The following is a 26,266-nucleotide window of genomic DNA, read 5'->3' on the forward strand; positions in this document are numbered from 1 at the left end:
AAGTGAAGGGATGGAGGTGGCCGGCATGCTTGTGCGTTTGAATCAAGTGCTCGGCCGGATGATGCCGCTCATTACACCTTTTAGTGTGTTACTCGGTGTTTTGTTGGCGGCCTATTTAAAGGATTTTACGTTTTTGGTGCCATGGGTATTTGCTGTGATGACCTTTGCAGGGAGTTTGTCTTCTACTTTTTCGGCTTTAAAGCATACGGTGATGCACCCATTGCCTTTGATTTTATCGTTTATGATTTTACACGTGTTGATGCCTCTTTATGCTTGGTCAGCGGGACATCTCATATTTGCGGGTGATGCCATGACGATCACCGGTTTGACACTGGCAATGGTGATTCCCACAGGAGTTTCTAGTTTAATATGGGCGGCAATGTATAAGGGGAATGTTGGGTTAACGTTATCGATTATTTTAATTGATACATTGCTTTCGCCATTGATTGTGCCAGCCAGTTTGTCACTTTTAGCCGGTACACAGGTTCATATGGACATGGTCGCGATCATGAAAGGGCTGTTTGGGATGGTGGTGCTTCCATCTATTTTAGGGATGCTCGTTCGTCACTATGCAAAGCCTGCTGTGACGAAAATGATCAGTCAGACACTGTCACCTTTTTCAAAGATAGGCTTGTTTGTAGTGGTGTCGATTAACAGTTCTGTTGTTGCGCCATACTTGCGTGAACTGGATGCCGCATTTTTTAGCAAGGCAGCGACTGTGTTTCTCATTGCGATGAGCGGATATGCGTTTGCATGGTTGATTGGAAAGACGATGAAATGTACTCAAGGAGAGATTGTGGCCATCGTGTATACGGGCGGTATGAGAAACATTAGTGCGGGGGCTGTGCTTGCCATTAGCTTTTTCCCGCCTGCTGTCGCTGTTCCTGTGGTGATTGGCATGCTGTTTCAGCAAGTGCTTGCTGCCTTGTTTGGTTTCTTACTCAATCGTTTTGAGCTGAAAGCACCTGCTGTGACCAAATCTTTCTCATGAACAAAACCTCCATCCTTTGATAGATGGAGGTTTTTTCTGTGATTTAATAGATGAGGTATTTTTTTCGCTTCTTTTCGAATGTTTTAAGGTCGTGATGATAGCGTTTCATAATTTGTTTGACGGAAGTCCCTTTATTGATTTCTTCTTTCATCCAGCCATTCCCGATGAGTTTGTCAAAGCTGCCTGTTTGAAGGAACTGAAAGTCATTAGGGTATAAATCATGTATTGCTTTGATAATGGATAACCCCGTTTTCACTGCTTCGAAGGATGAGCGGTCTGTGACGTATAACTGCACACCATGAGATAGTGTACCGGCATGTTTAGAAAATGTGGGGGTGAATGACACAGGTCTAAATTGAACGCCTTTTAGTTTTAGCTGATTTAAGTGATCTGCCAGCTCGCTGCTATTGATATATGGTGCACCAATGAGCTCGAATGGTTTTGTCGTTCCTCTGCCTTCAGAGACATTTGTGCCTTCAATTAATCCTGTGGCAGGATATACAAAGGTACTATCCACTGTTGGCATGTTAGGAGAAGGAAGGACGAACGGCAGCTTTGTGTCATCAAATGTCATGGACCGCTTCCAATTTTTCATTTTGATGACTGTTACATCAGCATTGATATGAAACTCTTTGTTAAACAGTTTTGCAAGCTCACCAGTGGTCATTCCATGTCTTAATGGGATTGGATAGAGCCCTACAAATGAGGCGTGTTCAGGCTCTAAAACAGGTCCTTCTACTTTTAGTCCGCCAATGGGATTTGGGCGGTCTAGGACAACAAAGGGAATGTTGTTTTCCTTAGCAGCTTCCATCGCATAGGCCATTGTGTAAATATAGGTGTAATAACGAGCACCAACGTCTTGAATATCAAACAGCAGGATATCTACATTTTTCAGCATTTCAGGAGTTGGCTTTCTTGTTTTTCCATAAAGAGAGTAAACAGGAAGACCTGTTTTTTCATCGGTATAGGATTCGACGCCTTCTCCTGCTTGTGCATCGCCGCGTACGCCGTGTTCAGGTCCATATAAAGCAGTGAGCTTGATATTTGGATGTTCAAATAGGAGATCGACACTGCTTTTCATATTTGCATCAATGCCAGTCGGGTTGGTAATGAGACCAACTCTTTTCCCTTTTAGCCATGAAAGGTTGCTTGAGAGAAGTGTTTCGATCCCTGTTTTGACTGTTGCTTTTTTTCCTTTTGTATCTGTTCGTTCTTCTGCGGGAGAGGCGGCGGTCAATGTGCTCATCATGAGAAAGCTTGCGAGTATGAAACTGACTGTTTTCTTCAAGAGAATCCCTCCTATTTGATCTGTTTCCCTTTCAAGTTGAGGCCATAGCCGAATGGGTAAAGGGTTTGATTTGGATGAGTGACAGATGGGATATCAACTGGCAGTTTCCCTTTAGGTGATGCAGCTCCAAATATCACTTCTAGTCCAGCAGGAATATTTGGCTGATTGAATTGTCCGTTTGAGTAGCCTTTAAAACCGTACACAGCTAGTAAGGCATCGGCTTCTTCAAAATTTGCCGCATCATAAGGATTTCTAAGGCTCATGATGACCATTTTTTTGTTTTGTGCTGCTGCTTCTTTCATGACAGCACGAGGGAAGGCAGTAGCCCATTTTTTCGGATCCTGGACATTGTCATCAATTACGCCATCATTCACAGCTGGATCATTTTGGACAACGTAAGAGCCAGTGATGACATAGTCAGCTTCTTGAATCAGTTTGGCTGTATCTTTGGTGAACGTTTTATCCGCAAAAGCATATGACTGGATGCGTACAGGCTTGATCTTTTTTTGTTTCATGAGAGATTCGACTGTGACAGACATTGCTTTTGTCTGATCTTCATAAGGTGCCATGACCACGATTTTGTCATTCTTTTTAGGCTTGAAAGGTAAGGTCTTTTTGTTGTTTTTAAGCAGGGTGATTCCTTCACGTGCCATTTTTTGTTCTGCTTTAAGGTGCGACTTTTTCCCGACGACTTGAGTGGCTTTTTTGATTTTTTTCTCAAGACTGATTGGTTTTTTGGAGGAAATAATGCCGCGTTTGATTTTCAATTGAAGAATTTTTTCGACAGATTCGTTAATCTGAGATATCGGAATCTCTTTCTTTAAAATCGCTTGTTTGACAGCATTGAATACATTCTCTAGGTTTTTCTCTGTTTTTAATGAGGTGACTGGTGCTGGCATGAGAGCGATGTCGACACCTGCTTTAATGGCCATCACTACGGCTTCTTCCTGTCCGAAATTATCTGCAATCGCTTTCATATTTAGAGCGTCTGTCACAACAACACCGTGAAAGCCCATCTCTTCTTTTAATAAGTTTGTGATGACTTTTTTTGATAAGGTTGCTGGAACCATGATGTCCTCGCCATCTTTTTTGCTTCGATACGTTGTGTCATCAATGGCAGGAAATTGCACATGAGCGGTCATGACCATATCTGCACCAGCATTGATCGCTTGTTGGAACGGATACAGCTCAACCCTTTTTAAACGATCTAGGTCATGCTCTACGAGCGGCAAGCCGTAGTGACTATCGACGGCTGTATCACCATGTCCCGGGAAATGTTTTAGTGTGGAAATGGTCTTTTCCTTTTGAAGTCCTTTCATGGTTTGAAGACCAAGTCTAGAGACAAGAGCAGGATCAGAGCTAAAGGAACGGACACCAATGACGGGGTTGTTTGGGTTATTATTCACATCAAGCACAGGAGAGAAGTTTGTATTGATGCCTAAGGCGTTTAATTCTTTTCCGATGATTTTTCCTGTGTCATATGCATTTTTTTTGCTTCTAGAGGCACCAATCGACATATTTCCTGGGAAATGTGTTCCCTTTTGTAACCTTGTGACGATTCCGCCTTCTTGATCAATGGAAATGAGTAAAGGAATGTTTGGTGATGCTTTTTGAAATTCATGGGTGAGTTTCACGGTTTGTTTTGTATCAACCACATTCTCGGCAAATAAGATGACACCGCCTAGATGATATTTTTCTACAAGATGAGATACTTCGTTATTCATCTTTGTGAAGCCTGTAGGTGTGGATTCATCTTTTGTTTGCCAATTGCGAAAGTCCGGCATGAGCATTTGACCTATCTTTTCATCCAGTGACATGTCTTGAACCATTTGTTTAGCGGTTGGCAGAGAGGCAGAGCTAACCTTTTCCGTTGGAATGGAAGAGGTTAGCAGGGCTAAAACCAGTGCAGCGGGGAAGAGAGCTTTCAACATCGAATTCCTCCTTTTACTGAAAAGATTCGTAGATTGCGGTCATGATGCTTCCATAAGTACCAGTTGGGAACAGGTCGCCTTCAAATTGATTAGGATTTGTTTCTGGTGAAACAACGGGTGAATGTTTCTTATTCGTCAGCAACACGACACCTAAATTGTGTTTAGGATCAATCAATGTCATTGTGCCGGTCCAGCCAGTATGCCCATAGGCTTCGTTACTTGCATATTTTCCAAACATCCATTCCATGTCAGTATGACCGTTTTTTCGCCAGCCTAGCCCGTAAGTTGGGTTCGTATCAGATGAGGCTGTAAAGAGATCGATAGAAGCCTGATCAAAAATGGTTGTTTTTCCATAGCCGCCTTTATTAAGCATCAGCTGAAGCAGCACGGCCATATCTGAGGTGTTCGAGAAAAGTCCAGCGTGGCCGGAGATACCTGCCATTGAGTAATATGCTTTCTCGTCGTGTACTTCACCTAGCAGGGTGTACCGTCGGATGTTTTCAAAATCGATGACACCGTCTCGTGAATTGCCTAAACCTTCAGTTGCTGCAAAATGCTTCGGCTTGAACCCTTTTTGCAGCGGATTGAACATGGTATGTTTGAGACCTAGCGGCCGATAAATTGTTGACTCGACATATTGATCAAGAGGCATGCCTGTTTTCTTCTCGATGATCATGCCTAGCAGCATGTAATCAATGTCACTATAAATGTGCTGGGTACCTGGCTTGTATTGCAGCGGTACCTTTGGCAGCCATTTCATCGTTGTTTTTCTGTCTTGAGAATAAAAAGAGCCAGCTGATTCTTTGCTATAAAATAAGACACTGGAAGGGAGACCCGCAGAATGGGTGAGAAGATCTTTTACCCGAAGCTGGTCTTTACCGGTTACCTTTGCATCAGGTTCATCCTGAAAATCTGGAAGGATGGTCTGTATTTTTTCGTTGACATCAAGTTTTTTCTCGTAGACAAGCTTTTGCAGGGCATAGTTGGTCGCATACATTTTTGTATTGGATGCCAAATCGAATAGTGTATCTTTTTTCATTTTTTTATACGATTTGAGTTCTGTTGTGCCATCATATTTTTGCCGGTAGCCATAGGCTTTTTGATGGACGATCTTTCCGTCCTTGATAATGATGAGAGCGGCTCCTGGAAATCCTGCTTTGATGTCATTTTGAATCATTTGATCAACCTTCCTCAGCTGCCTGGAAGAAACACCTACTTGTTCCGGTCGTTTTGCTTTTTTTAAGACGGGATATTCTTCAGGTGCTGTTTTAGACAAAGACGATACAGGATGGGAGCTAGCTGCAAATGTTTGTACTGGTAACCCAAGGAGCATGAGCAGACATGTGATCAAAAGAAAACATTTCTTCAAGGTCTAGACCTCCTTATTGATTGTGATCCTCGAATTCAACAGCCATATCATCATGAAACCCAAATAAGTATGTGAAGAAAAATCCAGCAACATATGCGATAAATAGTCCAATTAAGTAAAGAAGCATTTGATGTGTGTGAACAATAAAGGTTAATGGAAGACCGGATACCCCGATGGCTTTCGTCGCAATTTGGAAGTAGGCTTGAAATGCGCCGCCGATTCCTGCACCAAGACAAGCGGTGAGAAATGGTCGTCCCAGCGGGAGTGTGACACCAAAAATGAGTGGTTCGCCAATGCCCAGCATCCCTGAAGGAAGTCCACCAGCAATGGCTCTTTTGAGCTTTTTCTTTTTTGTTTTCATATAAATGGCGAATGCAGCGCCGACCTGTCCTGCACCGCCCATAGCGAGAATTGGCAGAAGCGGGTCATCTCCAATTGAATTGATGAGTTCCATATGAATCGGTGTCAGCCCTTGGTGAAGTCCTGTTACAACAAGTGGGAGGAAGGTAGCACCAAGAACAAATCCTGCGAAAATTCCGCCCATATTCAATAGATAAGTCAGTCCTGAGGTGATGGCATCAGATATAAATCCGCCGACTGGCATGAAGACAACGTACGTGAAAATGCCTGTAATGAGTAGTGTGATGGTTGGTGTGACGATGATATCAAGTGATTGCGGGACGAAGCGTCTAATTCGGGTTTCCACAAGTGCCATAAAGATGGCGGCTAGAAGAACACCGATGAGTCCGCCTCTGCCTGGTAGAATATTTGTGCCAAATAACATAATGTCTGCGGAGGCTGGGTTAATAATGAGAATACCAGCTAATGCGCCTAATGCAGGAGAGCCTCCAAATTCCTTTGCTGCATTTGTTCCGACTAATATCCCGAGATAAGCGAAAAGTCCAGAACCGATAACCGTTAAAATAATCGCCGCTTGAGATTTTTCGTCAAGCCAGCCTGCTTGCACGATTGCTTTTGTTATCCCGGTAATCAGACCTGAGGCAACTAGTGCCGGAATAATTGGAATGAAAATGCTGGCAATCCGCCGTAAGAACAGCTTGAATGGTGTGCGGTTCTTTTGTGAAATGGCTTGCTTGTTTTTTTGTGCTTCGTTGTTTAAATCATAAGAGCCAGAGGCATTTAGCAGCTCTTCAAACGCACTGGATACTTGGTTGACAACGCCAGTGCCTAAAATGATTTGAAGCGTTTCTGCTTCGACGACGCCAATGACGCCATCGAGTTCTTTGATTGCTGTGACGTGAACTTTTTCATTGTCCATCGGTGTAATTCGGAGCCTTGTCATACAATGTGTATGGGAAGAGATATTTTCAGAACCACCACAGAGTGAAAGAATGTCTTTCGCCAACTGCTGATATTTCTTTTGATGACTCATGTTGAATCCCCCTTTGATTTTCGTTTCATGGAGCGGATGGCATGTCTTGTTTTGTCAATATATTGGGCTGTCTCTTCATATTGACGAGAAGCTAAACTGAGGAACAAGACATCAATTAAGTAGAGCTGTGCCATTCTAGAGGAAGTGGCAGCACTGCGAAAAGGTGCTTCATTGGAACCGGATGTCGATAGGTGAACATCACATAAGGCAGAAACGCTTGTATGACCTGGATGTGTTAAAGCAATGGTTTTCACCTGATTGTCTTTTGCGAGCTGAAGGGCTTGAATGATGTCTAACGTTTCTCCTGAAAAGGAGATCCCAAACACAATGTCATTCTCTCCTGCATTTGCGATGACGGTGGAGGCGATGTGCATGTCAGTGAAGGCTGTCGCTGCATAGTTAATTCTGAGAAATTTCTGCTGGGCATCAGCTGCGACGATGCCAGATGCACCAACACCGATAAAATGAATTTGGTTTGCATGCAGCAGTAATTGAACAGCCTTTTCTAAAGCATCTGCATTTAAAATAGAAGCGGTGTCCTTAATCGATTGAATCGAGTTTCCTGCTGTTTTTTGAATAATGGATTGAAGCGGTTCATCTTGTTCGATATCTCTGTAGCCTTGTTTATCGTCATGCATCAAGTCTCCAGCGATCCGCATTTTTAAATCTTGATAGCCATCCAGCCCGAGAGATTTACAAAGGCGGATGACTGCAGAGCTGCTTGCGCCAGCTGCCTGACTAATTTCATGTACTGTGCTTTTAATGACTTTGTCAGGATGGGCAAGGATATAGTCTGCAATGATTTTTTCAGATTGGGGAAGCTTTGATTTGATTGTGTGTAGTAGGGTAAGTCCACCTGCTGACATGAGCTCTGCCTCCTTTAGGACTGATAACGTGAGATCGCTTTGTCAATATGGCCATTCGTTTTGTTAAGTAAATCTTTGGCTGTTTTCTTATCTGTATTTGTTTGGAGCATGACGATGGCCGTTTTGACTTCTAAGTCTGCTGCTTCAAGAGTCTTCACGGCTTGTTCGTAGGAAGCATTTGTCACATGTTGAATGATGGTGATGGCGCGTTCTTTTAATTTATGATTGCTGACTTTTACATCAACCATCAAGTTTTCATATACTTTGCCTTGTCTGATCATGACTGAGGTGGAAAGCATATTTAAAATCATTTTATGAGCGGATGCTGCTTTCATTCTTGTTGACCCAGTGATGGCTTCTGGTCCTACAATAACCTCAATGGCGCAATCTGCAAGCTCGCTAATTTCTGCTTGTTCATTGCAGCTGAGTGCTACTGTTTTAGCTCCAATTGACTTTGCGTAGTTTAAAGCGCCGATGATATAAGGTGTCCTGCCGCTTGCGGCAATACCGACGACTGTATCTTTTGATGTCAGGTGGATGTGTACTAAATCCTGTTTGCCGGCATCTTCACTGTCTTCCACATCTTCGGCAGCTTGAGAAAAAGCGGAGTCTCCGCCTGCCATGATGCCAACAATGACATCAGGTGAGACGCTATAGGTTGGCGGACATTCGACAGCATCCATTACGCCAATTCTGCCGCTTGTTCCGGCGCCTAAATAAACGAGTCGGCCTCCATTTGAGATGGATTCATAAGCAAAGTCACTTGCTGTTTTGACATGTGGAAGTACAAGGTTGACTGCTTGAGCGACCTTCATATCTTCTTCATTGATCATCTGGAGTATTTCAAGCGGATCTGCTTGAGAAATTCCCATTGTGTTTGGGTTTCTTGATTCTGTTGTCAAAGAACGCAGTTGAGATGGCTGCATGTGACATACCTCCTTATTTCTTCATTTTCAGTATATTGAGTATGATATGAAATTTCAATATTATATTTGAATATTGAAATTATATTTCAGTCAAATTGTTGAACGAATAGGGAGTAAATAGTTAGAAAATAAAAAAAATAAAAATCCCCTTTACAAAAGGGGGACAACCTGTATATAATAACTTTTGTCAGCTTCACGGAAACAACAAACTTGACAAACTGGCCCGTTGGTCAAGCGGTTAAGACACCGCCCTTTCACGGCGGTAACACGGGTTCGAATCCCGTACGGGTCACCATGATGTGGAGGATTAGCTCAGCTGGGAGAGCATCTGCCTTACAAGCAGAGGGTCGGCGGTTCGAGCCCGTCATCCTCCACCATATGCCGGTGTAGCTCAACTGGTAGAGCAACTGACTTGTAATCAGTAGGTTGGGGGTTCAAGTCCTCTTGCCGGCACTGTTTTTTCTTTATCAATTCCATATGTGGAGGGGTAGCGAAGTGGCTAAACGCGGCGGACTGTAAATCCGCTCCCTCCGGGTTCGGCGGTTCGAATCCGTCCCCCTCCACCATTTTTGGGCTATAGCCAAGCGGTAAGGCAACGGACTTTGACTCCGTCATGCGTTGGTTCGAATCCAGCTAGCCCAGTTAAGACACCTTTTTGAAAAAGGTGTCTTTTTTTTATGTTGGCAGAGGGACTGTATAACTATTCAAAATGTTGTCGAGTTGAGTCAGAAGGCATTAAGAAAGTAAAATATAAGCATGAACGGAAAGGGGATGTACATATGGGAGAGCAAAAGAAGGTCACGATTATTGGAGTTCCAATGGACTTGGGTCAAACGAGAAGGGGCGTCGATATGGGCCCGAGTGCGATTCGTTGTGCAGGCGTAAAAGAAAAATTGGAAACGCTCTCATTTGATGTAGAGGATCTTGGAGATATTCCAGTTGAACAAAGAGATGATGAGAAAGGTTTATATACAAGTGAAAAGCTGAAAAATTTGACGGAGAATGCTGGGGCAAATCAGCTGCTTGCTGAGAAGGTTGACAGTATTGTGCAATCTGGTTCGTTTCCGCTCATTTTAGGCGGTGATCACAGCATTGCGATTGGCACACTTGCTGGGGTAGCCAAGCATTATGAAAACTTAGGGGTCATTTGGTATGATGCACACGGGGATTTGAATACGGAGGAAACCTCTCCTTCTGGAAATATTCATGGCATGCCGCTTGCTGTCAGTCTCGGTTTTGGGCATGCTGATTTAACGAACATTGGCGGTTATTCGCCTAAATTGAAGCCTGAAAATGTCGTTATAATTGGTGCTCGATCTTTAGATGAAGGAGAGCGGGCATTGATTCGAGAGAAAGGCATTAAAGTGTATACGATGCATGAAATTGATCGTTTAGGGATGACGAGGGTGATGGAGGAAGCGATTGCGTATCTAAAGGAGAGAACAGATGGTGTCCATCTGTCGCTTGATTTAGATGGATTAGATCCAGCGGAATGCCCTGGTGTAGGTACTCCGGTAGCAGGGGGCATTAGTTACCGGGAGAGTCATCTCGCAATGGAGCTTTTAGAGGAGGCGGGTATTTTAACGTCTGCTGAATTTGTTGAAGTAAATCCGGTTTTAGATGAGAAAAACAAAACCGCAGAAGCGGCAGTTGCGTTAATTGGTTCATTAATGGGTGAAAAGCTATTGTAGGTAGAGCGGGACTTGTTCCCGTTCTTTTTTTGTTTTGGGAAAATTTAAGGATATGTTAAGGTTTTTACCGGTTGATAAGCGTAACACACTGTCAAAAATTTGTTACACTATTTTTTAGAGGAGAATGAAACCTTTTGGAAAGAGGTTCGTATACATAAAGACCGGTGAAGGCAGAGGTTGAATATACTATGGACACAATGATTAAAAAGAGAATTAAGCAAGTGAAAAAAGGCGACCAGAACGCATTTGCAGACATCGTAGACCTGTATAAAGACAAAATTTATCAGCTGTGCTACCGTATGCTTGGGAATGCACATGAAGCGGAGGATATTGCGCAGGAGGCGTTTATTCGTGCTTATGTGAATATCGAAAGCTTTGATGTGAACCGTAAGTTTTCCACGTGGCTGTACCGCATTGCAACCAACCTGACCATCGACCGTATTCGCAAAAAAAAGCCGGATTATTATTTAGATGCAGAGGTGGCAGGAACAGAAGGATTAAATATGTATTCTCAAATTGCTGCTGATGGCATTTTGCCAGAGGATGAGGTGGTGTCTCTTGAATTATCGAGTACCATTCAGCAAAAAATTCTAAGATTACCCGACAAATATCGTTCGGTCATCGTATTAAAGTATATTGATGAACTCTCGTTAAAAGAAATTAGTGAGATTCTGAATATACCAGTTGGTACGGTGAAAACGAGAATACACAGGGGTAGAGAGGCTCTCCGGAAACAGTTGAGAGACCTTTGAGTGAGGTGATTTTGATGAGCTGTCAGGATAGAATCGTCCAGCTTATGCATCAGTATTTAGACGGGGACATTGAGCCCCAAGACGAAAAAGAATTAAAAAGCCATCTGCAATCGTGTGAGGAGTGCCGTACTCATTTTCAACAAATTGAGAAATCCATCGCGCTAGTGCAGAGTACATCTCATATAGAAGCACCATCTGATTTCACTGCAAAGGTGATGGCAGGTCTTCCAAAGGAGAAAAAGCGTGTGTCGGTTCAAAGATGGATCAAAGCTCACCCGCTGATGGTAGCCGCTGCCCTCTTTCTCATTTTAATGGGAGGCAGTCTGTTTACGAGCTGGAATACCGATCATAATTTCAGTGTGTCAAAGCAGCCGAATCTCGTCGTTGAAAATGATACAGTGACCGTACCTAAAGGGGAAACCGTAAAGGGTGATGTCACTGTCAAAAATGGCAAGCTGATTGTAGAAGGCAAGGTTGATGGAAATGTCACCGTCGTCAATGGGGAACAGCTGACTGCTTCTGCCGGACAAGTCACTGGTCAAATTAATGAAATTAATGAAGTATTTGATTGGATCTGGTACAAAATGAAATCAACAGCACAAAACGTAATGCGGGTCATTGGGCCAGAGGAGCAAAAGTAACTCAATCAGCTTAAAGAGCAGTCTCTAAGGGGGCTGCTCTTTTTCTATACATTGGCGGGATTCACGCATACTAGCAACTCAGCCAGATATGGCAACTATTTTCCTTGCTGAAACAAAATGTGGTATAATAGCCACGCTATGTATTGATACATAGGCTATTTTTATATTAAAAAATGCATCAAACGAAGAATAACTGAAAATTCTGGAGGACGAGGAAATGGCTTTAGGGGATATTCCTTTTTTGCAGTACCTCGGTAATGCTGTTGATATTCTCGTTGTTTGGTATGTGATATATAAATTAATGATGGTCATCCGCGGAACAAAAGCGGTTCAGCTTTTAAAGGGAATTGTGGTCATTGTTCTCGTCAGGATGGGAAGTGCGTATCTCGGTCTTAACACACTTCAATGGCTGATGGATCAAGCGATTACGTGGGGATTCCTTGCGATCATTATTATTTTTCAGCCAGAGCTAAGGAGAGCGCTTGAGCAGCTTGGGCGCGGCCGTTTCTTCTCAAGAAGCGGGACACCTGTAGAGGAACAGCAGCAGAAAACGATCGAGGCAATTACAAAAGCAATTAACTATATGGCGAAACGCAGAATCGGCGCGCTGCTGACAATTGAGCGCGATACCGGAATGAATGATTACATAGAGACAGGAATTTCTTTGAATGCAAAGGTGAGTTCAGAGCTGCTCATTAATATTTTCATTCCGAATACACCGCTTCATGACGGTGCTGTCATTATGAAGCGGGATGAGATTGCAGCTGCAGCTTGCTATTTACCGCTGTCAGAAAGCCCTTTTATCTCTAAGGAGCTGGGGACGCGTCATAGGGCGGCAGTCGGAATTAGTGAAGTGACAGACAGCTTAACTGTCATCGTTTCTGAGGAAACTGGCGGTATTTCTGTTGCAAGGAATGGTGATCTCCACCGAGAATTGACAGAAGAAGCGCTTGAAGAAATGCTGATTGCTGAATTTAGTAAGAACAGCAAAGATGCTTCCTCGACCAAATGGTATTGGAGGGGCAAGAAAAATGGATAAGATTTTGAATAATCGCTGGGCCGTTAAGCTTCTTGCATTGGTCTTCGCTTTATTGCTGTATGGTGCAGTCAATTCAGCGCAAGCGCCCACGCCGAAAAAAATCGGTGAATCCTTTTTCCCAACATCGACGACAGATGAAGCAACTTTAACCGACATTCCTGTTAAAGCGTATTATGATGACGAGAAGTACGTCGTCACTGGTGTGCCGCAGACAGTCAATGTCACGATTAAAGGATCAACTAGTGCTGTGAAAACAGCAAGACAAACAAAGAATTTTGAAATTTACGCAGACATGCAGAACTTATCGACAGGTACACATAAAGTGGAGCTGAAGGCAAGAGATGTATCGAAGGGACTCACACTATCGATTAATCCATCTGTGACGACTGTGACGATACAAGAAAAAACGACAGCTGAATTTCCTGTTGAAACCGAGTTTTATAATCAAAATAAAATCAAAGACGGCTATTCACCTGAACAGCCCATTGTGAATCCGAAAAAGGTCACAGTTACTGGATCAAAGGACGTCATCGACAAAATTTCTGTCATTAAAGCTTTTGTGAACTTAGAAGATGTCGATCAGCAAATTGAAAAAGAAGCGAAGCTCACTGTGTATGATAGCAGCGGGAATGAGCTGCCAGTTGAAGTAAGTCCGTCCGTGGTGGATATTACGGTCCCAATCTCGAGTCCAAGCAAAAAGGTCCCGTTTAAAATTGAGCGGACGGGCAGCTTGCCAGAAGGGATCAGCATCTCAAGCATTGAGACAAGCCCGAGTGAGGTCACAGTGTACGGCTCTCAAAAGGTGCTGGATGCCCTTGATTTTATTGATGGCGTCAAGCTGGACCTAAGCAAGATCAAAGATGATACGGAGATTGATGCCGATATTCCCCTGCCAGATGGTGTGAAAAAGGTATCACCCGAAACCGTTAAGATCAAAGTGAAGGTTGCAACAGCTGAAGAAAAAAAGATCGATAATGTACCGATTTCTGTCGTGGGTTTGAGCAAGGATCTCACTTCTGATTTTGTGAGCCCCTCTTCTGGACGGCTCACGTTAACAGCAAAGGGATCAAAGAGTGCGATTGATAAACTAAAGGCTTCAGATGTTGAAGCCTATATCAATGCAGGGGACTTGAACGAAGGAACCCATGAGGTCAAAGTTCAAGTAAATGGTCCTCAAAATGTGACTTGGACATTATCGAGATCAAAGGTCAAAGTGAAACTCACTTCTACTGATACAGAGGATCAGCCGGCTTCGACGAATGATCGGAAGGATCAAAAAGATCAACAAGATCCATCAACTGATGACGATGATCAGGGTGAGAAGAGTAAAGAAGAATCCACGCAAGATAAAGCAAAGAAAGAATCGAGTCAAAGACAGCGGGTCAAAGAAGATAAAAAAGAGGACGATGCGTCCTCTTGAATGGTAAAAAAGGAGCGATTGAAACATGGGCAAGTACTTTGGAACTGATGGTGTAAGGGGTGTAGCGAATAGCGAATTAACGCCAGAGCTCGCATTTAAAGTTGGGAGATTTGGCGGCTATGTGCTCACGAAGGATAAAGAACGTCCAAAGGTACTCGTTGGTCGAGACACACGTGTATCTGGTCATATGTTAGAAGGAGCGCTTGTTGCAGGCTTACTTTCAATTGGAGCTGAAGTGATGCGTCTAGGTGTGATCTCAACACCTGGTGTGTCTTATTTAACGAAGGCAATGGATGCTGAAGCGGGTGTCATGATTTCTGCTTCACACAATCCAGTTCAAGACAACGGCATTAAATTCTTTGGCGGTGACGGCTTTAAGCTGTCAGATGAACAGGAAAACGAAATTGAACAGCTGATGGATCAGCCAGTCGATCAATTACCACGCCCAGTTGGAGCCGATCTTGGAACGGTGAACGACTACTTTGAAGGCGGTCAGAAATACCTGCAATTCTTAAAGCAGACAGCGGACGAGGATTTTACAGGTATTCACGTGGCGCTTGACTGTGCACACGGTGCAACCTCTTCTCTAGCGACACATTTATTTGCAGATTTAGATGCTGATGTGTCTACAATGGGAACATCTCCAAACGGATTGAATATCAATGATGGTGTAGGCTCCACTCATCCAGAAGCACTTTCTGCTTTTGTGAAGGAGAAGGGTGCAGATATTGGTCTTGCGTTTGATGGTGACGGTGACCGTTTAATTGCAGTCGATGAAAAAGGTGATATCGTAGACGGCGATCAAATTATGTACATATGTGCACGTTATTTGAAGGATGAAGGCCGATTAAAGGATGACACCGTCGTGTCAACGGTTATGAGTAACCTTGGTTTCTATAAAGCGCTTGAGAAGCAAGGCATTAAGAGCATTCAAACAGCTGTTGGTGACCGCTATGTGGTCGAAGCGATGAAAAAAGACGGCTATAATGTCGGCGGCGAACAGTCAGGTCATTTGATTTTCCTTGATTATAATACGACAGGTGATGGCATGCTTTCTGCGATCATGCTTGTGAATACGCTCAAAGCGACAGGAAAAACATTATCAGAGCTTGCAGCGGAAATGGAAAAGTTCCCGCAGCTTTTAGTGAATGTGAAAGTGTCTGATAAATATAAAGTAGAAGAAAATGAAAAAGTAAAAGCGGTGATCCAAGAGGTCGAAAAAGAGATGAATGGTGACGGCCGTATCCTAGTTCGTCCATCGGGGACAGAGCCGCTTGTACGTGTCATGGCAGAAGCGAAAACAAAAGAGCTGTGTAATGAATATGTGGCTCGAATTACGGCTGTTGTGAAAGAAGAAATGGGTATTGAGTAATAGGTGAAGGCAAACCGCTGGCAGCGGTTTGCTTTTTTTTGAATAAACGACATAATTGGATGGATCTATACGAATGATATAAGCGAGGGCAACTTGAAGCTGCCTTCATACATAGGAGAGCACATCGAAGGTAGAACGTGACAAGCCTCATCGCATATAGTGTATGGAGGTCTCACTTTCTCAAATGAAGGGGATCACCCGCTAAATTGTGATTGACGGAGGTCAGACCTTATAGTACAATCATCCTTGTGTTACTGGATTTTTATTCTATGAGGAAAGGCAGGGTAGATGTTCAGAAACTCTCTTATAATTATAGCGCCCGAACTAAGCGATCGGACGAAAGATGCTTAGTTGACGAGGATGGAGGTTATCGAATTTTCGGCGGATGCCTCCCGGCTGATCAAAAAAAGAGATCACAGCCGTAAGTGTTTCTTTAAACCAAAGAGGTGACTCTTTGTACAAAGGGAATACACATGATCTCCCAAAATAAACATGTAGAGAGGGACGAAGAAATGTCCCTTCTATTTTAGTAGGCTTTCTTTGTCCCTTTCGCATGATCGGGAGGAAGAATATTTATGTGTGGAATCGTAGGTTATATTGGTCAGAATGATGCGAAGGAAATCTTATTAAAAGGTTTAGAGAAGCTTGAGTACCGCGGGTATGATTCAGCAGGTATCGCTGTGGCAAACGAAGATGGCGTGCATGTGTTCAAAGAAAAAGGACGTATCGCTGAGCTTCGCGAAGTCGTGGATGCAAACGTAGCATCTTCAGCAGGAATCGGACATACACGCTGGGCAACACACGGTGTACCAAGCCATCTAAATGCGCATCCGCATCAAAGTGCTTCTGGCCGTTTTACGCTTGTTCATAACGGTGTCATTGAGAACTATGTACAATTGACACGCGAATATTTACAAGACGTCACACTAAAAAGCGACACAGATACAGAGGTTGTTGTTCAAGTCATCGAACAATTTGTCAGCAGAGGTCTTGATACAGAGGAAGCTTTCCGCCAAACGCTTCTTCAACTAAAAGGCTCTTACGCGATTGCCCTTTTCGATAACGAAAACAAAGAAACAATCTATGTGGCGAAAAACAAAAGCCCATTATTGGTTGGTTTCGGCGAAGATTTCAACGTTGTGGCTTCTGACGCAATGGCGATGCTTCAAGTAACAAACGAATATGCGGAATTAATGGATAAAGAAATGGTCATTGTCACAAAAGACGAGGTTATTATTAAAAACCTTGACGGTGATATCATGACACGTCCTTCTTATATCGCTGAGCTTGATGCAAGCGACATTGAGAAAGGCACATATCCTCACTACATGTTAAAAGAAACGGATGAACAGCCGCTTGTTATGCGCAAAATCATCCAGGAATATCAAGACGAAAACGGCAAACTGTCAGTCGCTGGCGATATCGCAAGCGCGGTAGCAGAAGCAGACCGCATTTACATTGTGGCTTGCGGAACGAGCTACCATGCTGGACTTGTCGGTAAACAATACATTGAAGACTGGGCAAAAGTACCTGTAGAAGTCCATGTAGCAAGTGAATTCTCTTACAACATGCCGCTTCTATCGAAAAAGCCGCTGTTCATCTTCCTTTCTCAATCTGGAGAGACTGCGGACAGCCGTGCTGTACTTGTTCAAGTCAAAGAGCTTGGTCATAAAGCATTAACGATCACAAACGTACCAGGATCTACGCTTTCTCGTGAAGCGGACTTCACATTGCTTCTTCATGCCGGACCAGAAATCGCAGTGGCTTCAACAAAAGCCTACACAGCACAAATCGCTGTACTTGCAATCCTTGCATCCGTTGCAGCTGAATTAAATGGTCAATCTCTTGACTTTGATCTTGTGAAAGAGCTTGGGATTGTAGCAAACGCAATGGAAGCCCTAGTCGATCAAAAGGATGAAATGGAACAAATCGCTCGTGACTTCTTCACAGTGACACGTAACGCATTCTTTATCGGAAGAGGACTTGACTACTATGTGTGCCTTGAAGGTTCACTAAAACTAAAAGAGATCTCTTACATCCAAGCAGAAGGCTTTGCTGGCGGAGAACTCAAACACGGCACAATTGCTTTAATTGAAGAAGGCACACCGGTCATTGCCCTTGCAACGCAAGAGCACGTGAACCTCAGTATTCGCGGTAACGTCAAAGAAGTCGTTGCACGCGGAGCAAACCCATGTGTCATCTCACTAAAAGGCCTAGAAGACGAAGGCGACCGTTTCGTCCTTCCAGCTGTACACCCAGCACTTGCACCACTTGCATCTGTTGTCCCATTACAGCTGATTGCTTACTACGCAGCCCTTCACCGCGGGTGTGATGTGGATAAACCACGTAACCTTGCGAAGAGTGTGACGGTGGAGTAGGGATTAAATAAAAACAGCTGTTATACCCCTTTAGATATCGTTTTCTAAAGGGGTATTTTTGTTTCATTAGAACTGGAACGTACGAAGATTTTTGATTAAGGGTACAATATTAGAAGATTTACATGGGTTATAATGTGCTAAGTACATTATAAATAGAATGCCAAATGCACCTTGCGCAGGTAATACAGGTTAAATAATAAAGAAAGAGAGCAGACACATGACCAAACCTAAAATTTACACAATGAGCTTTGCAAAAGTCTATCCTCTCTACATCGCAAAGGCAGAGAGAAAAGGACGAACAAAGGCTGAAGTCGATACGATTATTTGTTGGTTAACAGGGTACAGTCCAGAAGAGTTGCAGGAACAGGTGGATAAAAATACAGGTATAGAAACATTTTTTGCCGAGGCTCCTGAGCTTCATCCTTCCCGCAGTTTAATCAAAGGAGTCATCTGTGGTGTACGGGTAGAGGACATTGAGGAAGAAACCATGAAGAACATTCGGTATATGGATAAGCTGATTGATGAGTTAGCGAAAGGAAAGAAGATGGAAAAGATTTTGCGAGGTTCATCATGAGAATAACAAGCAAGCCCAGTGAACTAACCTTCACTGGGCTTTTTTATATTTATAGATCATTCGACCAATAAAAATAAAATCCATTTGAACGAATTCACTCTTCATGTCGTCAAAAGAAGTAATACCAAAACGAATTGGCGTTTGAAAAGGGAGTGGCGTGGATGGATATGAAGATGATATTACCTCTTATTTTGCTGCAAGCGATGTTGATGGTGATTGGTTTGTTTGATTTGCTGAAAAGAGATCCATCGAGGATCAGAGGAGAGGTGAAGTGGATTTGGGCGTTGGTGATCGTGTTTGTGGCGAGTGTCGGTCCTATTGTGTATTTGATTTTTGGTCGTAAATCATCTTAAAAGGGGGGGATTTGCTTGAATATGCTGGAGTGTCATGGGCTGACGAAATCGTATGGTCCGAATGAAGTTTTAAAAAATGTTTCGTTTTCTGTTGGGGAGGTTGGATGTGTTGGCTTTTTAGGAGCCAATGGAGCGGGGAAGACAACGACGATCCGGATTTTGACGGGGCTTGCTCGTCCTACTTCTGGGGTCGTGAAGGTGGCAGGTTTGGATGTCACAAAGGAGATGGATCAAATCAGTCATGTGATAGGGTATTGTCCGCAGCATCCTGCATTTTATCAGGATATGACGGGGCAGGAGTGGATGCATTGGGTTGGCGGGTTATTTCATTTAGAGAAAAAAATCATTCGCTCCAAAACAGAGGAGCTGTTGAAGCTTTGCCGCATATATGAGGCGAAGGATCGTGCCATTGGCAGCTATAGCGGGGGAATGAAGCAAAGCCTTGCCATTGCGCAAGCGCTTATCAACAGCCCGAAGGTTCTCATCTTGGATGAACCTGTGTCTGCACTTGATCCCATGGGGAGAAAAGACGTTCTGACATTGATTGAGCGTCTGAAACAAGAGATGTTGATCTTTATGTCTACCCATATTTTAGATGACATTGAACGAGTGGCGGACTATATTATCATGATCAATAGTGGCAAAATTGAGATGTCTTCTTCCATGAAACAGATCAAAGAAGACTATATCCAGCCAGTGATTGAATTTCAATTAGAACAACAGAATACGAAATTAGTGGCTTTGTTAAAAGAGCGGCATTGGGTGGAGGAATGTATTGAGACAGAAAACGCTTATCAGGTGCGAGTGAACGATCAACAAATAGCATTGAAGGAGCTGCCTTGTCTCATCACTGAATCTGGCGGTGTTCTCCTCCATTATCAACTATCTAAGCTGACGCTTGAAGATATTTTCATGAAGGTTGTGAATGCATGATGATGTTGAAAAAGGAATTTAGGGAGTTATTTACTAGCTATAAAATCTTATTTGTTCCTATCATTTTTACGATTTTAATGATCACACAGCCTATTACGCTCAAAATGCTGCCGGATCTTCTATCGAAATCAGCTAATTTACCTGAAGGATCTACATTTTACATACCAGAGCCTAGTGCAGGAGAGGCTTTGGCGAGTGCATTGAGTAAATTTGATTCGCTAGGTGTGTTTATCCTGATTATGATCGTGATGGGGACGATCGCTGGAGAGCGTGCCTCTGGAGTTACCGCGATGATTATGGTGAAACCGATCAGTCGAACGAGTTACTATGTCTCGAAAATATGCGCCTATGCCTGTTTGACTTTGTTTAGTTTGGTGGTGGCGGTGCTTGTCTCTGTTTATTATGTGGACATTCAATTTGGGCATGTGGATTGGGTCAATGTGTTAAAAGGAACACTTCTTTATTATCCAAATTTATTGCTGATTGTGGTATCGACCATTTGTGCTTCGGCGTTCTTTCAACGTTCTGTCACAGCTGGCGGTGTGTCGCTTTTAATCAACCTTATTCTGTTTACCGTACCTTCATTTTATGAAGAGACATTAGGGAAGTTTGCGCCTAAAGGCGTGACAAGTGCAGCCGAAGAGATGATTCATAAAGGGACTTATTCGGATCAGGCACTTACAAGTTTTCTAGGTGTATCGGTATTGATTGTTTTCTTTTTTCTCATCGGATGTTTTCTTTTTAGAAAACAAGAATTATAGCAGCCTGTTGCGATTGTTTCTGAAAGTTTACTATGAGCATAAAAATCTGAATACGGTTGAAAATTTGATATGATGAGAAAAATTGACTGTATTTTCAGAAAAGGGGTTTTTATTCATGAGAACATCACGTAATCCTGAGGCCATTCACCCGCCACTTGCACCATATACCCATCAAATAGAAACAACTGGACCACAGCGGTGGTTAACTCTATCAGGTCAAGTGGGGATGGAGGCGGATGGAACAATTCCTGAGAGCCCGTTGGAGCAGCTAGAGCTAGCGTTAGAGAATGTGAAACGAAATGTAGAAGCGGCAGATATGGCTGTGGAAGATATAACGAAACTAGTATTTTATCTCGTTGGAGAGTTCGACGCTGAGAGCAGGAAACAAATTATGGGGCAGTTTTTAGGCGATCATCTGCCTTGTATGACGATGATTTATGTGGTGGCTTTGGCTTCACCTGCTTTAAAGGTTGAGGTGGATGCTTGGGCGTGTCAGGAGATGGTATAGGGTTAATAGATAAAAGATTGGGATGCTGCAGCCCAATCTTTTTTTATTTTGTACATAATATAATTTCTTTTTCCGTTGTTTATAGAATAGATTATCTCATTCCTATTACCTTGTTATTCTCTATATGGTAATATTAGGTTAAGAGATTAGTGGGTCTATTGACATTCGTTTTTTGATTTTATGACACACCATAGATAAGCATACATCACTCTAATCAAAGGGAGAGATTTGATGCCGTTCATGGAGGTTCAGAATGTAAGCAAGCGATATAGCAATGGTGATGGGATAGAGGATCTGTCATTTTCCATCGAACCAGGGGAGGTTGTGGCGCTGCTTGGGCCTAATGGTGCTGGGAAGACGACAACGATTCGATGTTTAACGGGTCTATATAAACCAGATGGAGGGGAAATTCTCATAGAGGGTTTCCCGCCTGGTCATGCCCATGTCCAAAAACAAGTAGCTCTTATTCCTGATCAGCCGTATTTGTATCCAGACTTAACGGCTGCTGAACATGTTCAATTCCGTGCACGTGGATATCATAAAGGCTTAAAACAGATCAAGGAAAAGGTATATGAAGCGTTGAAAGAAGTACATATGGAAAAGAAGATGAATGAACTGTGCGGAAGGCTGTCAAGAGGCCAAAAGCAGCGTGTCGTCTTAGCAGGAGCCATTGTTCAAGATGCCTCCCTTTTTATATTAGATGAACCGACTGTCGGGTTAGATATTCCGTCTAAACAGTGGCTGTCTAATTGGCTGAGACAAAAAAGCAGTCAAGGTGGGTCGGTCTTTGTGTCGACTCATAGTCTGGAGTTCGTTCTCGATACAGCCAGCAGGGTGGTATTGATTCGAGACGGTGCCATCATGAAGAGTATGGATGTTCCTCAAATAAAGGAAGAACAGGTTGAGTGGAGGGCAGAAGTCATTCAACTTCTGGGGGAGTGGTCAAGTGAATAACACACTCTCCCTTTTATGGATGAAATCTCAAAGGCGCTTGATCAGTAAAAATCAAGAAAAGAAAATGCCTTTTCTGATCTTACTTCTTTTCATAGCGGCAATTGGTTTTCAGCTAAGCGCAGTTTCAAGTATGGGTGATTGGGATACAAGTGCAGCAGGATGGATTATTGTCTGTTTGTTTGTTCTTTATACGGGTTTTGGTTTGTTTACAAATCGGCTGCCTAGTCAGATGAACGATATCATTTGGTTATATGGAAATGGCGCTTCTTTATGGACGGTTGTTATCAGTGTGTGGATGTATCACATTTTCTGGCGAGGGGCTCTTTTCATTATCTCTGCTTTGGCTGCGGACCTTCTTCTGTTTTTTATGACGCATCAGTACCCGTTTCTGCTTGGAAAATCACTCATCCTGACAGGGCTGTTATGTTTGGTTGAAACTTGGATGATTGCGGTTTCTTGTGCTAGAACCATTCGAGTATACAAGCGTTTGCTCTTACTCAGTTTTGTCTTGATGTTTTTCAGCTTTGCACTACTTGTTTTGAATCAATTGGTGATGAAACAGCCTTCATTGATGAACATTGCTGATTCTTTGATGTTTCAAGCTGGGCGTATGATCGAAGAGTTCTCCATTCTTTCTGTCTTCATTTTTATTGGAGTGATGTTCCTATCTTTCATGATGATGTACAGGGCTAGTCATCATTTAGAGATGAAGGAGTCTTTAGTCAAAGAGGCAGTATTTTGGGAGGAATTTGAGGGGAAACAAATTCAATCAAGTCCAATCGTTCAAAAAAAGGGCAATACGTGGTGGGGACTTCCGGCATTAACGGGCATTTGGGCTTTTCTTTGGATTGAATTATTGCTGATAAAAAAGTATATGATTTTCCATGTACTATCTACTATGCTGTTAATTGGTACTTACTATGTCGTCTTTACTTATTTTTCAGATTGGCTGAATCTATTCTTGATCGTCATCGCTGCATCCGTTCTTTTTAGTTCATATTATGCAGGGATTGTAAGACACGCACAAACAGGAGTGCTCTACCTTTTTCCAGGTGCTTTATATCAAAAAATCATTCTGTTAGAAGTGTTTCAAACCTTTTGGCTGTATGCTTTCTACTTGCTTTCTCTTTATTTGGTTGAGATTCAGGATGTATTGTATTGGACCTTATTTGGTGGAGGAGTTTATATATGGTTTTTGGCCATACGGCTCTTTGCCTTTATGCAGCCTCTGAGAAGAGAAAGGAGTTTTGCTTTGGCCGCCTATTATCGATCATTGCTATTTGCGTTTGTGATCAGTGCGATGGTCATGATTAGCATTCATCTCATCACTGATGGCTTGTTGACTACAATTGTATCCCTAGCGGCTGGGGCTGGATTTTATGTGTTTTGTTATCGATACCGTGCGGTTCATTAAAAAGAGGAGTTGATTGTAAATGAAACCAGAAAATAAGCTGTCTCAATCAGTTCAACAATTGGCCAATACAAATGAAGTAACGATCGTTCAAGCAATAGGGGAATTGAGAAAATCAGGAAAAGATGCAGTGCCCGTCCTTGTTGAAGCTTTAAAAGAAAAAGGTTCTCTTCGGAACATTGCAGCAGCTGTACTTGGTGAATTTGGAGCAGATGCGGGGGACGCAGCTGAACCGCTAGCACAGCTATTAGAAAGTGACGAAGAGGATACAAGAATGGCAGCTGCCATGTCACTCATGAGGATTGGTCAGCCTAGTCTGCCATTTCTTCTGCCATTAGCGAAACGTTATGAGGGACCTACTTGTTTCTGGGCATCATGGTGTATCTCTTGGATTGATCCATCAAAAATTGAAAAAAACATGTACGAGTGCTTAAAACAAGAACAAGAAAATCCAACAGGCAACGTAGCGCCTTTTGCTGCTGAGGAAGCATTAGGAAAAATCATCGCCTTTCAGTTAAAAGATAAGGGGGATGTATAGTGGGAACGCAGAAACTCAACTGGCCTGAGCATCTTCCTTGGATTTGCCCTTAAGATCAAAGGAGTTTTTAGGGTCAATGAATAGCTTGGAAAATGGGAGATACCGGCTGGTTAGAAAAACATTCATTTGGTTAGTAAGTATCAAGGAGGAGAGAGTGTTGTTTCAATCAAACAAAGAATTAAAAAGAAACGTCATTTTTTTCGCAGGTGTTGGAGCGGTTTTGCTGATTTTAATGATGCTGAAATGGTTGCCGATTTCTGCAGACTTGGAAATGGCATTGATTTTATTCGGTTTGGGAATTTTGTTTTATTTGAAGCGTGTGCTGCGGGAAGAAGAAATTCATAAGTCATAAGTATTTAGTATGATACCTAGAATATAGATTCTAGGTTTTTTTATTAAATTTACCTTAAAACACACTTTTTCACATGGGGATGGAAACCATTTTTTTAAAAGTGTGGTAGGATAAATATGCTTTATCTTTATATTGTCCGAAGGAGCTGTCGAGTTGAAGGGATCTAGGGTTGAGTTAATTGATAGTTTACGTGGTTTTAGTTTATTAGGTATTTTGATTGTGAATATGCTTAATTTCCAATATGATTATGATTTTGAGAAAATGTTTGATTCGAGTTTTTGGGGACAGGAATTCGGTGTATATGTGACGGAAATTTTGTTCCAAGGGTCTTTTTATCCGATTTTTTCTTTTTTGTTTGGGTATTCTTTTATCAAGCTGATTGAATCGACGAAGGCCAAGGGGCTGAATACGAATGCCATTGTCGTTCGCCGAGGTTTTGGTTTGATTGTGCTTGGGATGCTGCATCTAATCTTCATTTGGAGTGGCGACATTCTTCTCTATTATGGAGCTTGTACGTTTTTCCTAATGATGTTTATAAACAGTCGAATCAAAACAGTGTTTATATGGTCGGGTATTTTAGGTGCCTTATCATTAGTGATTTATCCATCTCTAATGAATTTTATTTACGGAAATTCTGATTTATTAACGAATGTATATGGGAATGGTACATATGGTGATATTGTATTGAGCCGGATTACAATTGAAGATGATATGGTAATCGTCTCCATCATTATGGCAATTGTAACACTTACTCTGACACCAATTTTAAGTCTTCTCTATGCTCCTATCATAATCGGTCCGTTTGCACTGCTTGGCATGGCGATCGGGAAAAAGGGTCATTTGACAGAAGAAGATCGAGGCATGGCTTATCGTAAAGGCTGGGTTTGGATGATTATCATCGGGCTCGTTTTAAAATGTGCGACGTTCATTGATGCTCCTTGGAGTGAATTGGTGATTACGCTGGGTGCCTATGTGCTGACGATTGGGTATATTCAAGCCTTTATTGTTTTCTACTATTCGAAGGCAGCCCAAGGTTTCAAACGCCTGCTTGCAGGGCTTGGCCGTTTGTCTCTCTCAAACTATTTGGCGCAGTCGATTATTTGTACAACGATTTTCTATTCTTATGGACTTGGTCTATTTGGACAATTGGGGTCAATGTTTGGGCTGCTGCTTGCTGTCGGACTGTACACAGCACAGCTGTTCATCAGCTATCTCTATTTGAAAAAATGGAGAAGAGGTCCTGTGGAGTGGCTTATGGGAAAATGGGTATATTGGAAATAAAGCATTTTGTTAAAGAACCGCATGGCTTAAGGGCTGTGCGGTTCTTTATTTTAAAAAAATAAGGAGAACATTTTTAAAATGGTTGAATATTCTTTCAGTGTGTATATAATGTATATATAGTGTATATACAATATTTTGTTCCAACTATCTGAAAAAAGAGGTTTTTATATGCAAATTACGATTTCAAACCATTCTAAGGAGCCTATCTATGAGCAAATTACGAATCAAATCAAATCGATGATTTTAACGGGTGAGCTTGCGGAAGGTGCAGCGCTGCCGTCTATTCGAAAACTGGCGAAGGATCTACAAATTAGCGTGATTACAACAAAGCGAGCGTATGAAGAGTTAGAGAAGGCGGGATTTATTTATTCGATTGTCGGCAAGGGTTCATTTGTTGCGGAACAAAACCTAGAAGTGATGAGAGAGAAAAAATTGAAGGTGATCGAGGAACAGCTTGGAGCGGTTGTTACAAACGGGAAAGAATTAGGCTTATCTTTTGATGAATTGCAGCAGTTATTAAAGTTCTTATATGAGGAGTGAGATG

25 protein-coding genes and 5 tRNA genes are annotated in these 26,266 nt (G+C 42.5%); 24 read left to right on the forward strand and 6 right to left on the reverse strand.

Going from position 1 to position 26,266, the window contains the following annotated elements:
• Positions 1-25: 25 nt before the first annotated feature.
• Entirely contained in the window at positions 26-991 is a 966-nt protein-coding gene (locus NSU11_RS00995; RefSeq protein WP_024424456.1) for a bile acid:sodium symporter family protein, read from the forward strand.
• 43 nt (positions 992-1,034) lie between these two features.
• Here the strand turns inward: NSU11_RS00995 and NSU11_RS01000 are convergent, their stop codons facing one another.
• The 6 genes from NSU11_RS01000 to murQ are packed head-to-tail and all read right to left on the reverse strand — an operon-like array spanning position 1,035 to position 8,764.
• Entirely contained in the window at positions 1,035-2,279 is a 1,245-nt protein-coding gene (locus NSU11_RS01000) for a DUF1343 domain-containing protein (RefSeq protein ID WP_149126067.1), read from the reverse strand.
• A gap of 11 nt (positions 2,280-2,290) precedes the next feature.
• Positions 2,291-4,210 carry a glycoside hydrolase family 3 protein gene (locus tag NSU11_RS01005; RefSeq protein ID WP_197172526.1) on the reverse strand — a complete coding sequence of 640 codons (1,920 nt, stop codon included), beginning with the start codon at positions 4,208-4,210 and terminating at the stop codon, positions 2,291-2,293.
• A 13-nt stretch (positions 4,211-4,223) separates the two neighbouring features.
• Positions 4,224-5,579: a penicillin binding protein PBP4B gene (pbp4b, locus tag NSU11_RS01010; protein ID WP_311164989.1), complete on the reverse strand. Its 1,356-nt coding sequence runs from the start codon at positions 5,577-5,579 to the stop codon at positions 4,224-4,226.
• Between the two features lie 13 nt (positions 5,580-5,592).
• Positions 5,593-6,972 carry a PTS transporter subunit EIIC gene (locus tag NSU11_RS01015; protein WP_024424453.1) on the reverse strand — a complete coding sequence of 460 codons (1,380 nt, stop codon included), beginning with the start codon at positions 6,970-6,972 and terminating at the stop codon, positions 5,593-5,595.
• Positions 6,969-7,838: a MurR/RpiR family transcriptional regulator gene (locus NSU11_RS01020; protein WP_025093532.1), complete on the reverse strand. Its 870-nt coding sequence runs from the start codon at positions 7,836-7,838 to the stop codon at positions 6,969-6,971. The genes NSU11_RS01015 and NSU11_RS01020 overlap by 4 nt, the downstream gene beginning before the upstream one ends.
• A 14-nt stretch (positions 7,839-7,852) precedes the next feature.
• Entirely contained in the window at positions 7,853-8,764 is a 912-nt protein-coding gene (gene murQ / locus NSU11_RS01025; protein WP_024424451.1) for an N-acetylmuramic acid 6-phosphate etherase, read from the reverse strand.
• A gap of 220 nt (positions 8,765-8,984) precedes the next feature.
• On the opposite strand from murQ, the gene NSU11_RS01030 reads away from it, so the two are divergent.
• From NSU11_RS01030 to NSU11_RS01140, 23 genes are all read left to right on the forward strand, one after another.
• A tRNA-Glu gene (locus tag NSU11_RS01030) sits at positions 8,985-9,059 on the forward strand.
• A gap of 6 nt (positions 9,060-9,065) precedes the next feature.
• Positions 9,066-9,141 (forward strand) — tRNA-Val (locus NSU11_RS01035).
• 3 nt (positions 9,142-9,144) lie between these two features.
• Positions 9,145-9,217: transfer RNA gene (locus NSU11_RS01040), tRNA-Thr, on the forward strand.
• Positions 9,218-9,245: 28 nt separating this feature from the next.
• Positions 9,246-9,330 (forward strand) — tRNA-Tyr (locus tag NSU11_RS01045).
• A gap of 4 nt (positions 9,331-9,334) precedes the next feature.
• Positions 9,335-9,406, forward strand: a tRNA-Gln gene (locus NSU11_RS01050).
• A 137-nt stretch (positions 9,407-9,543) separates the two neighbouring features.
• Positions 9,544-10,455, forward strand: coding sequence for an arginase (gene rocF / locus NSU11_RS01055; RefSeq protein ID WP_024424450.1), 912 nt, complete (start codon positions 9,544-9,546; stop codon positions 10,453-10,455).
• Between the two features lie 188 nt (positions 10,456-10,643).
• Positions 10,644-11,207 carry an RNA polymerase sigma factor SigW gene (sigW, locus tag NSU11_RS01060; protein WP_024424449.1) on the forward strand — a complete coding sequence of 188 codons (564 nt, stop codon included), beginning with the start codon at positions 10,644-10,646 and terminating at the stop codon, positions 11,205-11,207.
• 14 nt (positions 11,208-11,221) lie between these two features.
• Positions 11,222-11,848: an anti-sigma-W factor RsiW gene (gene rsiW / locus NSU11_RS01065; protein ID WP_024424448.1), complete on the forward strand. Its 627-nt coding sequence runs from the start codon at positions 11,222-11,224 to the stop codon at positions 11,846-11,848.
• Between the two features lie 217 nt (positions 11,849-12,065).
• The gene (cdaA, locus tag NSU11_RS01070; RefSeq protein ID WP_342493751.1) at positions 12,066-12,887 is read left to right on the forward strand and encodes a diadenylate cyclase CdaA; all 822 of its coding nucleotides are present in this window, start codon (positions 12,066-12,068) and stop codon (positions 12,885-12,887) included.
• Positions 12,880-14,307 carry a YbbR-like domain-containing protein gene (locus NSU11_RS01075; RefSeq protein ID WP_197172518.1) on the forward strand — a complete coding sequence of 476 codons (1,428 nt, stop codon included), beginning with the start codon at positions 12,880-12,882 and terminating at the stop codon, positions 14,305-14,307. The genes cdaA and NSU11_RS01075 overlap by 8 nt, the downstream gene beginning before the upstream one ends.
• Positions 14,308-14,332: 25 nt before the next feature.
• Positions 14,333-15,679, forward strand: coding sequence for a phosphoglucosamine mutase (gene glmM / locus NSU11_RS01080; RefSeq protein ID WP_034284242.1), 1,347 nt, complete (start codon positions 14,333-14,335; stop codon positions 15,677-15,679).
• Between the two features lie 575 nt (positions 15,680-16,254).
• The gene (glmS, locus tag NSU11_RS01085) at positions 16,255-18,057 is read left to right on the forward strand and encodes a glutamine--fructose-6-phosphate transaminase (isomerizing) (protein ID WP_024424445.1); all 1,803 of its coding nucleotides are present in this window, start codon (positions 16,255-16,257) and stop codon (positions 18,055-18,057) included.
• A 217-nt stretch (positions 18,058-18,274) separates the two neighbouring features.
• Positions 18,275-18,631: a DUF2200 domain-containing protein gene (locus NSU11_RS01090; RefSeq protein WP_024424444.1), complete on the forward strand. Its 357-nt coding sequence runs from the start codon at positions 18,275-18,277 to the stop codon at positions 18,629-18,631.
• A gap of 161 nt (positions 18,632-18,792) precedes the next feature.
• Positions 18,793-18,984, forward strand: a complete 192-nt coding sequence (locus NSU11_RS01095) for a PLD nuclease N-terminal domain-containing protein (protein WP_024424443.1) — start codon at positions 18,793-18,795, stop codon at positions 18,982-18,984.
• Between the two features lie 15 nt (positions 18,985-18,999).
• The gene (locus NSU11_RS01100; RefSeq protein ID WP_024424442.1) at positions 19,000-19,917 is read left to right on the forward strand and encodes an ABC transporter ATP-binding protein; all 918 of its coding nucleotides are present in this window, start codon (positions 19,000-19,002) and stop codon (positions 19,915-19,917) included.
• Positions 19,914-20,678 carry an ABC transporter permease subunit gene (locus NSU11_RS01105; protein ID WP_024424441.1) on the forward strand — a complete coding sequence of 255 codons (765 nt, stop codon included), beginning with the start codon at positions 19,914-19,916 and terminating at the stop codon, positions 20,676-20,678. Before NSU11_RS01100 ends, NSU11_RS01105 begins: the two co-directional genes overlap by 4 nt.
• A gap of 115 nt (positions 20,679-20,793) precedes the next feature.
• On the forward strand, positions 20,794-21,186 hold the full coding sequence (locus NSU11_RS01110) for a RidA family protein (protein ID WP_342493752.1): 393 nt from the start codon (positions 20,794-20,796) through the stop codon (positions 21,184-21,186).
• 231 nt (positions 21,187-21,417) lie between these two features.
• Positions 21,418-22,140 (forward strand): ABC transporter ATP-binding protein, encoded by a 723-nt coding sequence (locus NSU11_RS01115; protein WP_024424439.1) that lies wholly within the window; start codon positions 21,418-21,420, stop codon positions 22,138-22,140.
• Complete coding sequence (gene skfF, locus NSU11_RS01120; RefSeq protein ID WP_024424438.1) at positions 22,133-23,554, forward strand: sporulation killing factor system integral membrane protein; 1,422 nt, start codon at positions 22,133-22,135, stop codon at positions 23,552-23,554. Before NSU11_RS01115 ends, skfF begins: the two co-directional genes overlap by 8 nt.
• Before the next feature lie 19 nt (positions 23,555-23,573).
• Positions 23,574-24,089, forward strand: coding sequence for a HEAT repeat domain-containing protein (locus tag NSU11_RS01125; RefSeq protein ID WP_024424437.1), 516 nt, complete (start codon positions 23,574-23,576; stop codon positions 24,087-24,089).
• Positions 24,090-24,243: 154 nt separating this feature from the next.
• On the forward strand, positions 24,244-24,441 hold the full coding sequence (locus NSU11_RS01130; protein WP_247721734.1) for a hypothetical protein: 198 nt from the start codon (positions 24,244-24,246) through the stop codon (positions 24,439-24,441).
• A gap of 153 nt (positions 24,442-24,594) precedes the next feature.
• Positions 24,595-25,722 (forward strand): DUF418 domain-containing protein, encoded by a 1,128-nt coding sequence (locus tag NSU11_RS01135; protein WP_024424435.1) that lies wholly within the window; start codon positions 24,595-24,597, stop codon positions 25,720-25,722.
• Positions 25,723-25,890: 168 nt separating this feature from the next.
• Positions 25,891-26,262 carry a GntR family transcriptional regulator gene (locus tag NSU11_RS01140; RefSeq protein WP_003217079.1) on the forward strand — a complete coding sequence of 124 codons (372 nt, stop codon included), beginning with the start codon at positions 25,891-25,893 and terminating at the stop codon, positions 26,260-26,262.
• Positions 26,263-26,266 lie beyond the last annotated feature (4 nt).

This window comes from Bacillus sp. FSL R5-0712 (assembly GCF_038593285.1).
Classification (GTDB): Bacteria; Bacillota; Bacilli; order Bacillales; family Bacillaceae; genus Bacillus; species Bacillus safensis.

Bases quoted from the DNA above. Each gene is read 5' to 3' on its own strand.
- NSU11_RS01005 (WP_197172526.1), bottom strand. From the start codon at position 4,210: ATGTTGAAAGCTCTCTTCCCCGCTGCACTGGTTTTAGCCCTGCTAACC.
- NSU11_RS01110 (WP_342493752.1), top strand. From the start codon at position 20,794: ATGAGAACATCACGTAATCCTGAGGCCATTCACCCGCCACTTGCACCA.
- NSU11_RS01020 (WP_025093532.1), bottom strand. From the start codon at position 7,838: ATGTCAGCAGGTGGACTTACCCTACTACACACAATCAAATCAAAGCTT.
- NSU11_RS01015 (WP_024424453.1), bottom strand. From the start codon at position 6,972: ATGAGTCATCAAAAGAAATATCAGCAGTTGGCGAAAGACATTCTTTCA.
- glmM (WP_034284242.1), top strand. From the start codon at position 14,333: ATGGGCAAGTACTTTGGAACTGATGGTGTAAGGGGTGTAGCGAATAGC.
- sigW (WP_024424449.1), top strand. From the start codon at position 10,644: ATGGACACAATGATTAAAAAGAGAATTAAGCAAGTGAAAAAAGGCGAC.
- glmS (WP_024424445.1), top strand. From the start codon at position 16,255: ATGTGTGGAATCGTAGGTTATATTGGTCAGAATGATGCGAAGGAAATC.
- NSU11_RS01115 (WP_024424439.1), top strand. From the start codon at position 21,418: ATGCCGTTCATGGAGGTTCAGAATGTAAGCAAGCGATATAGCAATGGT.
- NSU11_RS01125 (WP_024424437.1), top strand. From the start codon at position 23,574: ATGAAACCAGAAAATAAGCTGTCTCAATCAGTTCAACAATTGGCCAAT.
- rsiW (WP_024424448.1), top strand. From the start codon at position 11,222: ATGAGCTGTCAGGATAGAATCGTCCAGCTTATGCATCAGTATTTAGAC.
- NSU11_RS01105 (WP_024424441.1), top strand. From the start codon at position 19,914: ATGATGATGTTGAAAAAGGAATTTAGGGAGTTATTTACTAGCTATAAA.
- NSU11_RS01090 (WP_024424444.1), top strand. From the start codon at position 18,275: ATGACCAAACCTAAAATTTACACAATGAGCTTTGCAAAAGTCTATCCT.
- NSU11_RS01075 (WP_197172518.1), top strand. From the start codon at position 12,880: ATGGATAAGATTTTGAATAATCGCTGGGCCGTTAAGCTTCTTGCATTG.
- NSU11_RS01095 (WP_024424443.1), top strand. From the start codon at position 18,793: ATGGATATGAAGATGATATTACCTCTTATTTTGCTGCAAGCGATGTTG.
- NSU11_RS00995 (WP_024424456.1), top strand. From the start codon at position 26: ATGCTTGTGCGTTTGAATCAAGTGCTCGGCCGGATGATGCCGCTCATT.
- murQ (WP_024424451.1), bottom strand. From the start codon at position 8,764: ATGCAGCCATCTCAACTGCGTTCTTTGACAACAGAATCAAGAAACCCA.
- NSU11_RS01140 (WP_003217079.1), top strand. From the start codon at position 25,891: ATGCAAATTACGATTTCAAACCATTCTAAGGAGCCTATCTATGAGCAA.
- rocF (WP_024424450.1), top strand. From the start codon at position 9,544: ATGGGAGAGCAAAAGAAGGTCACGATTATTGGAGTTCCAATGGACTTG.
- cdaA (WP_342493751.1), top strand. From the start codon at position 12,066: ATGGCTTTAGGGGATATTCCTTTTTTGCAGTACCTCGGTAATGCTGTT.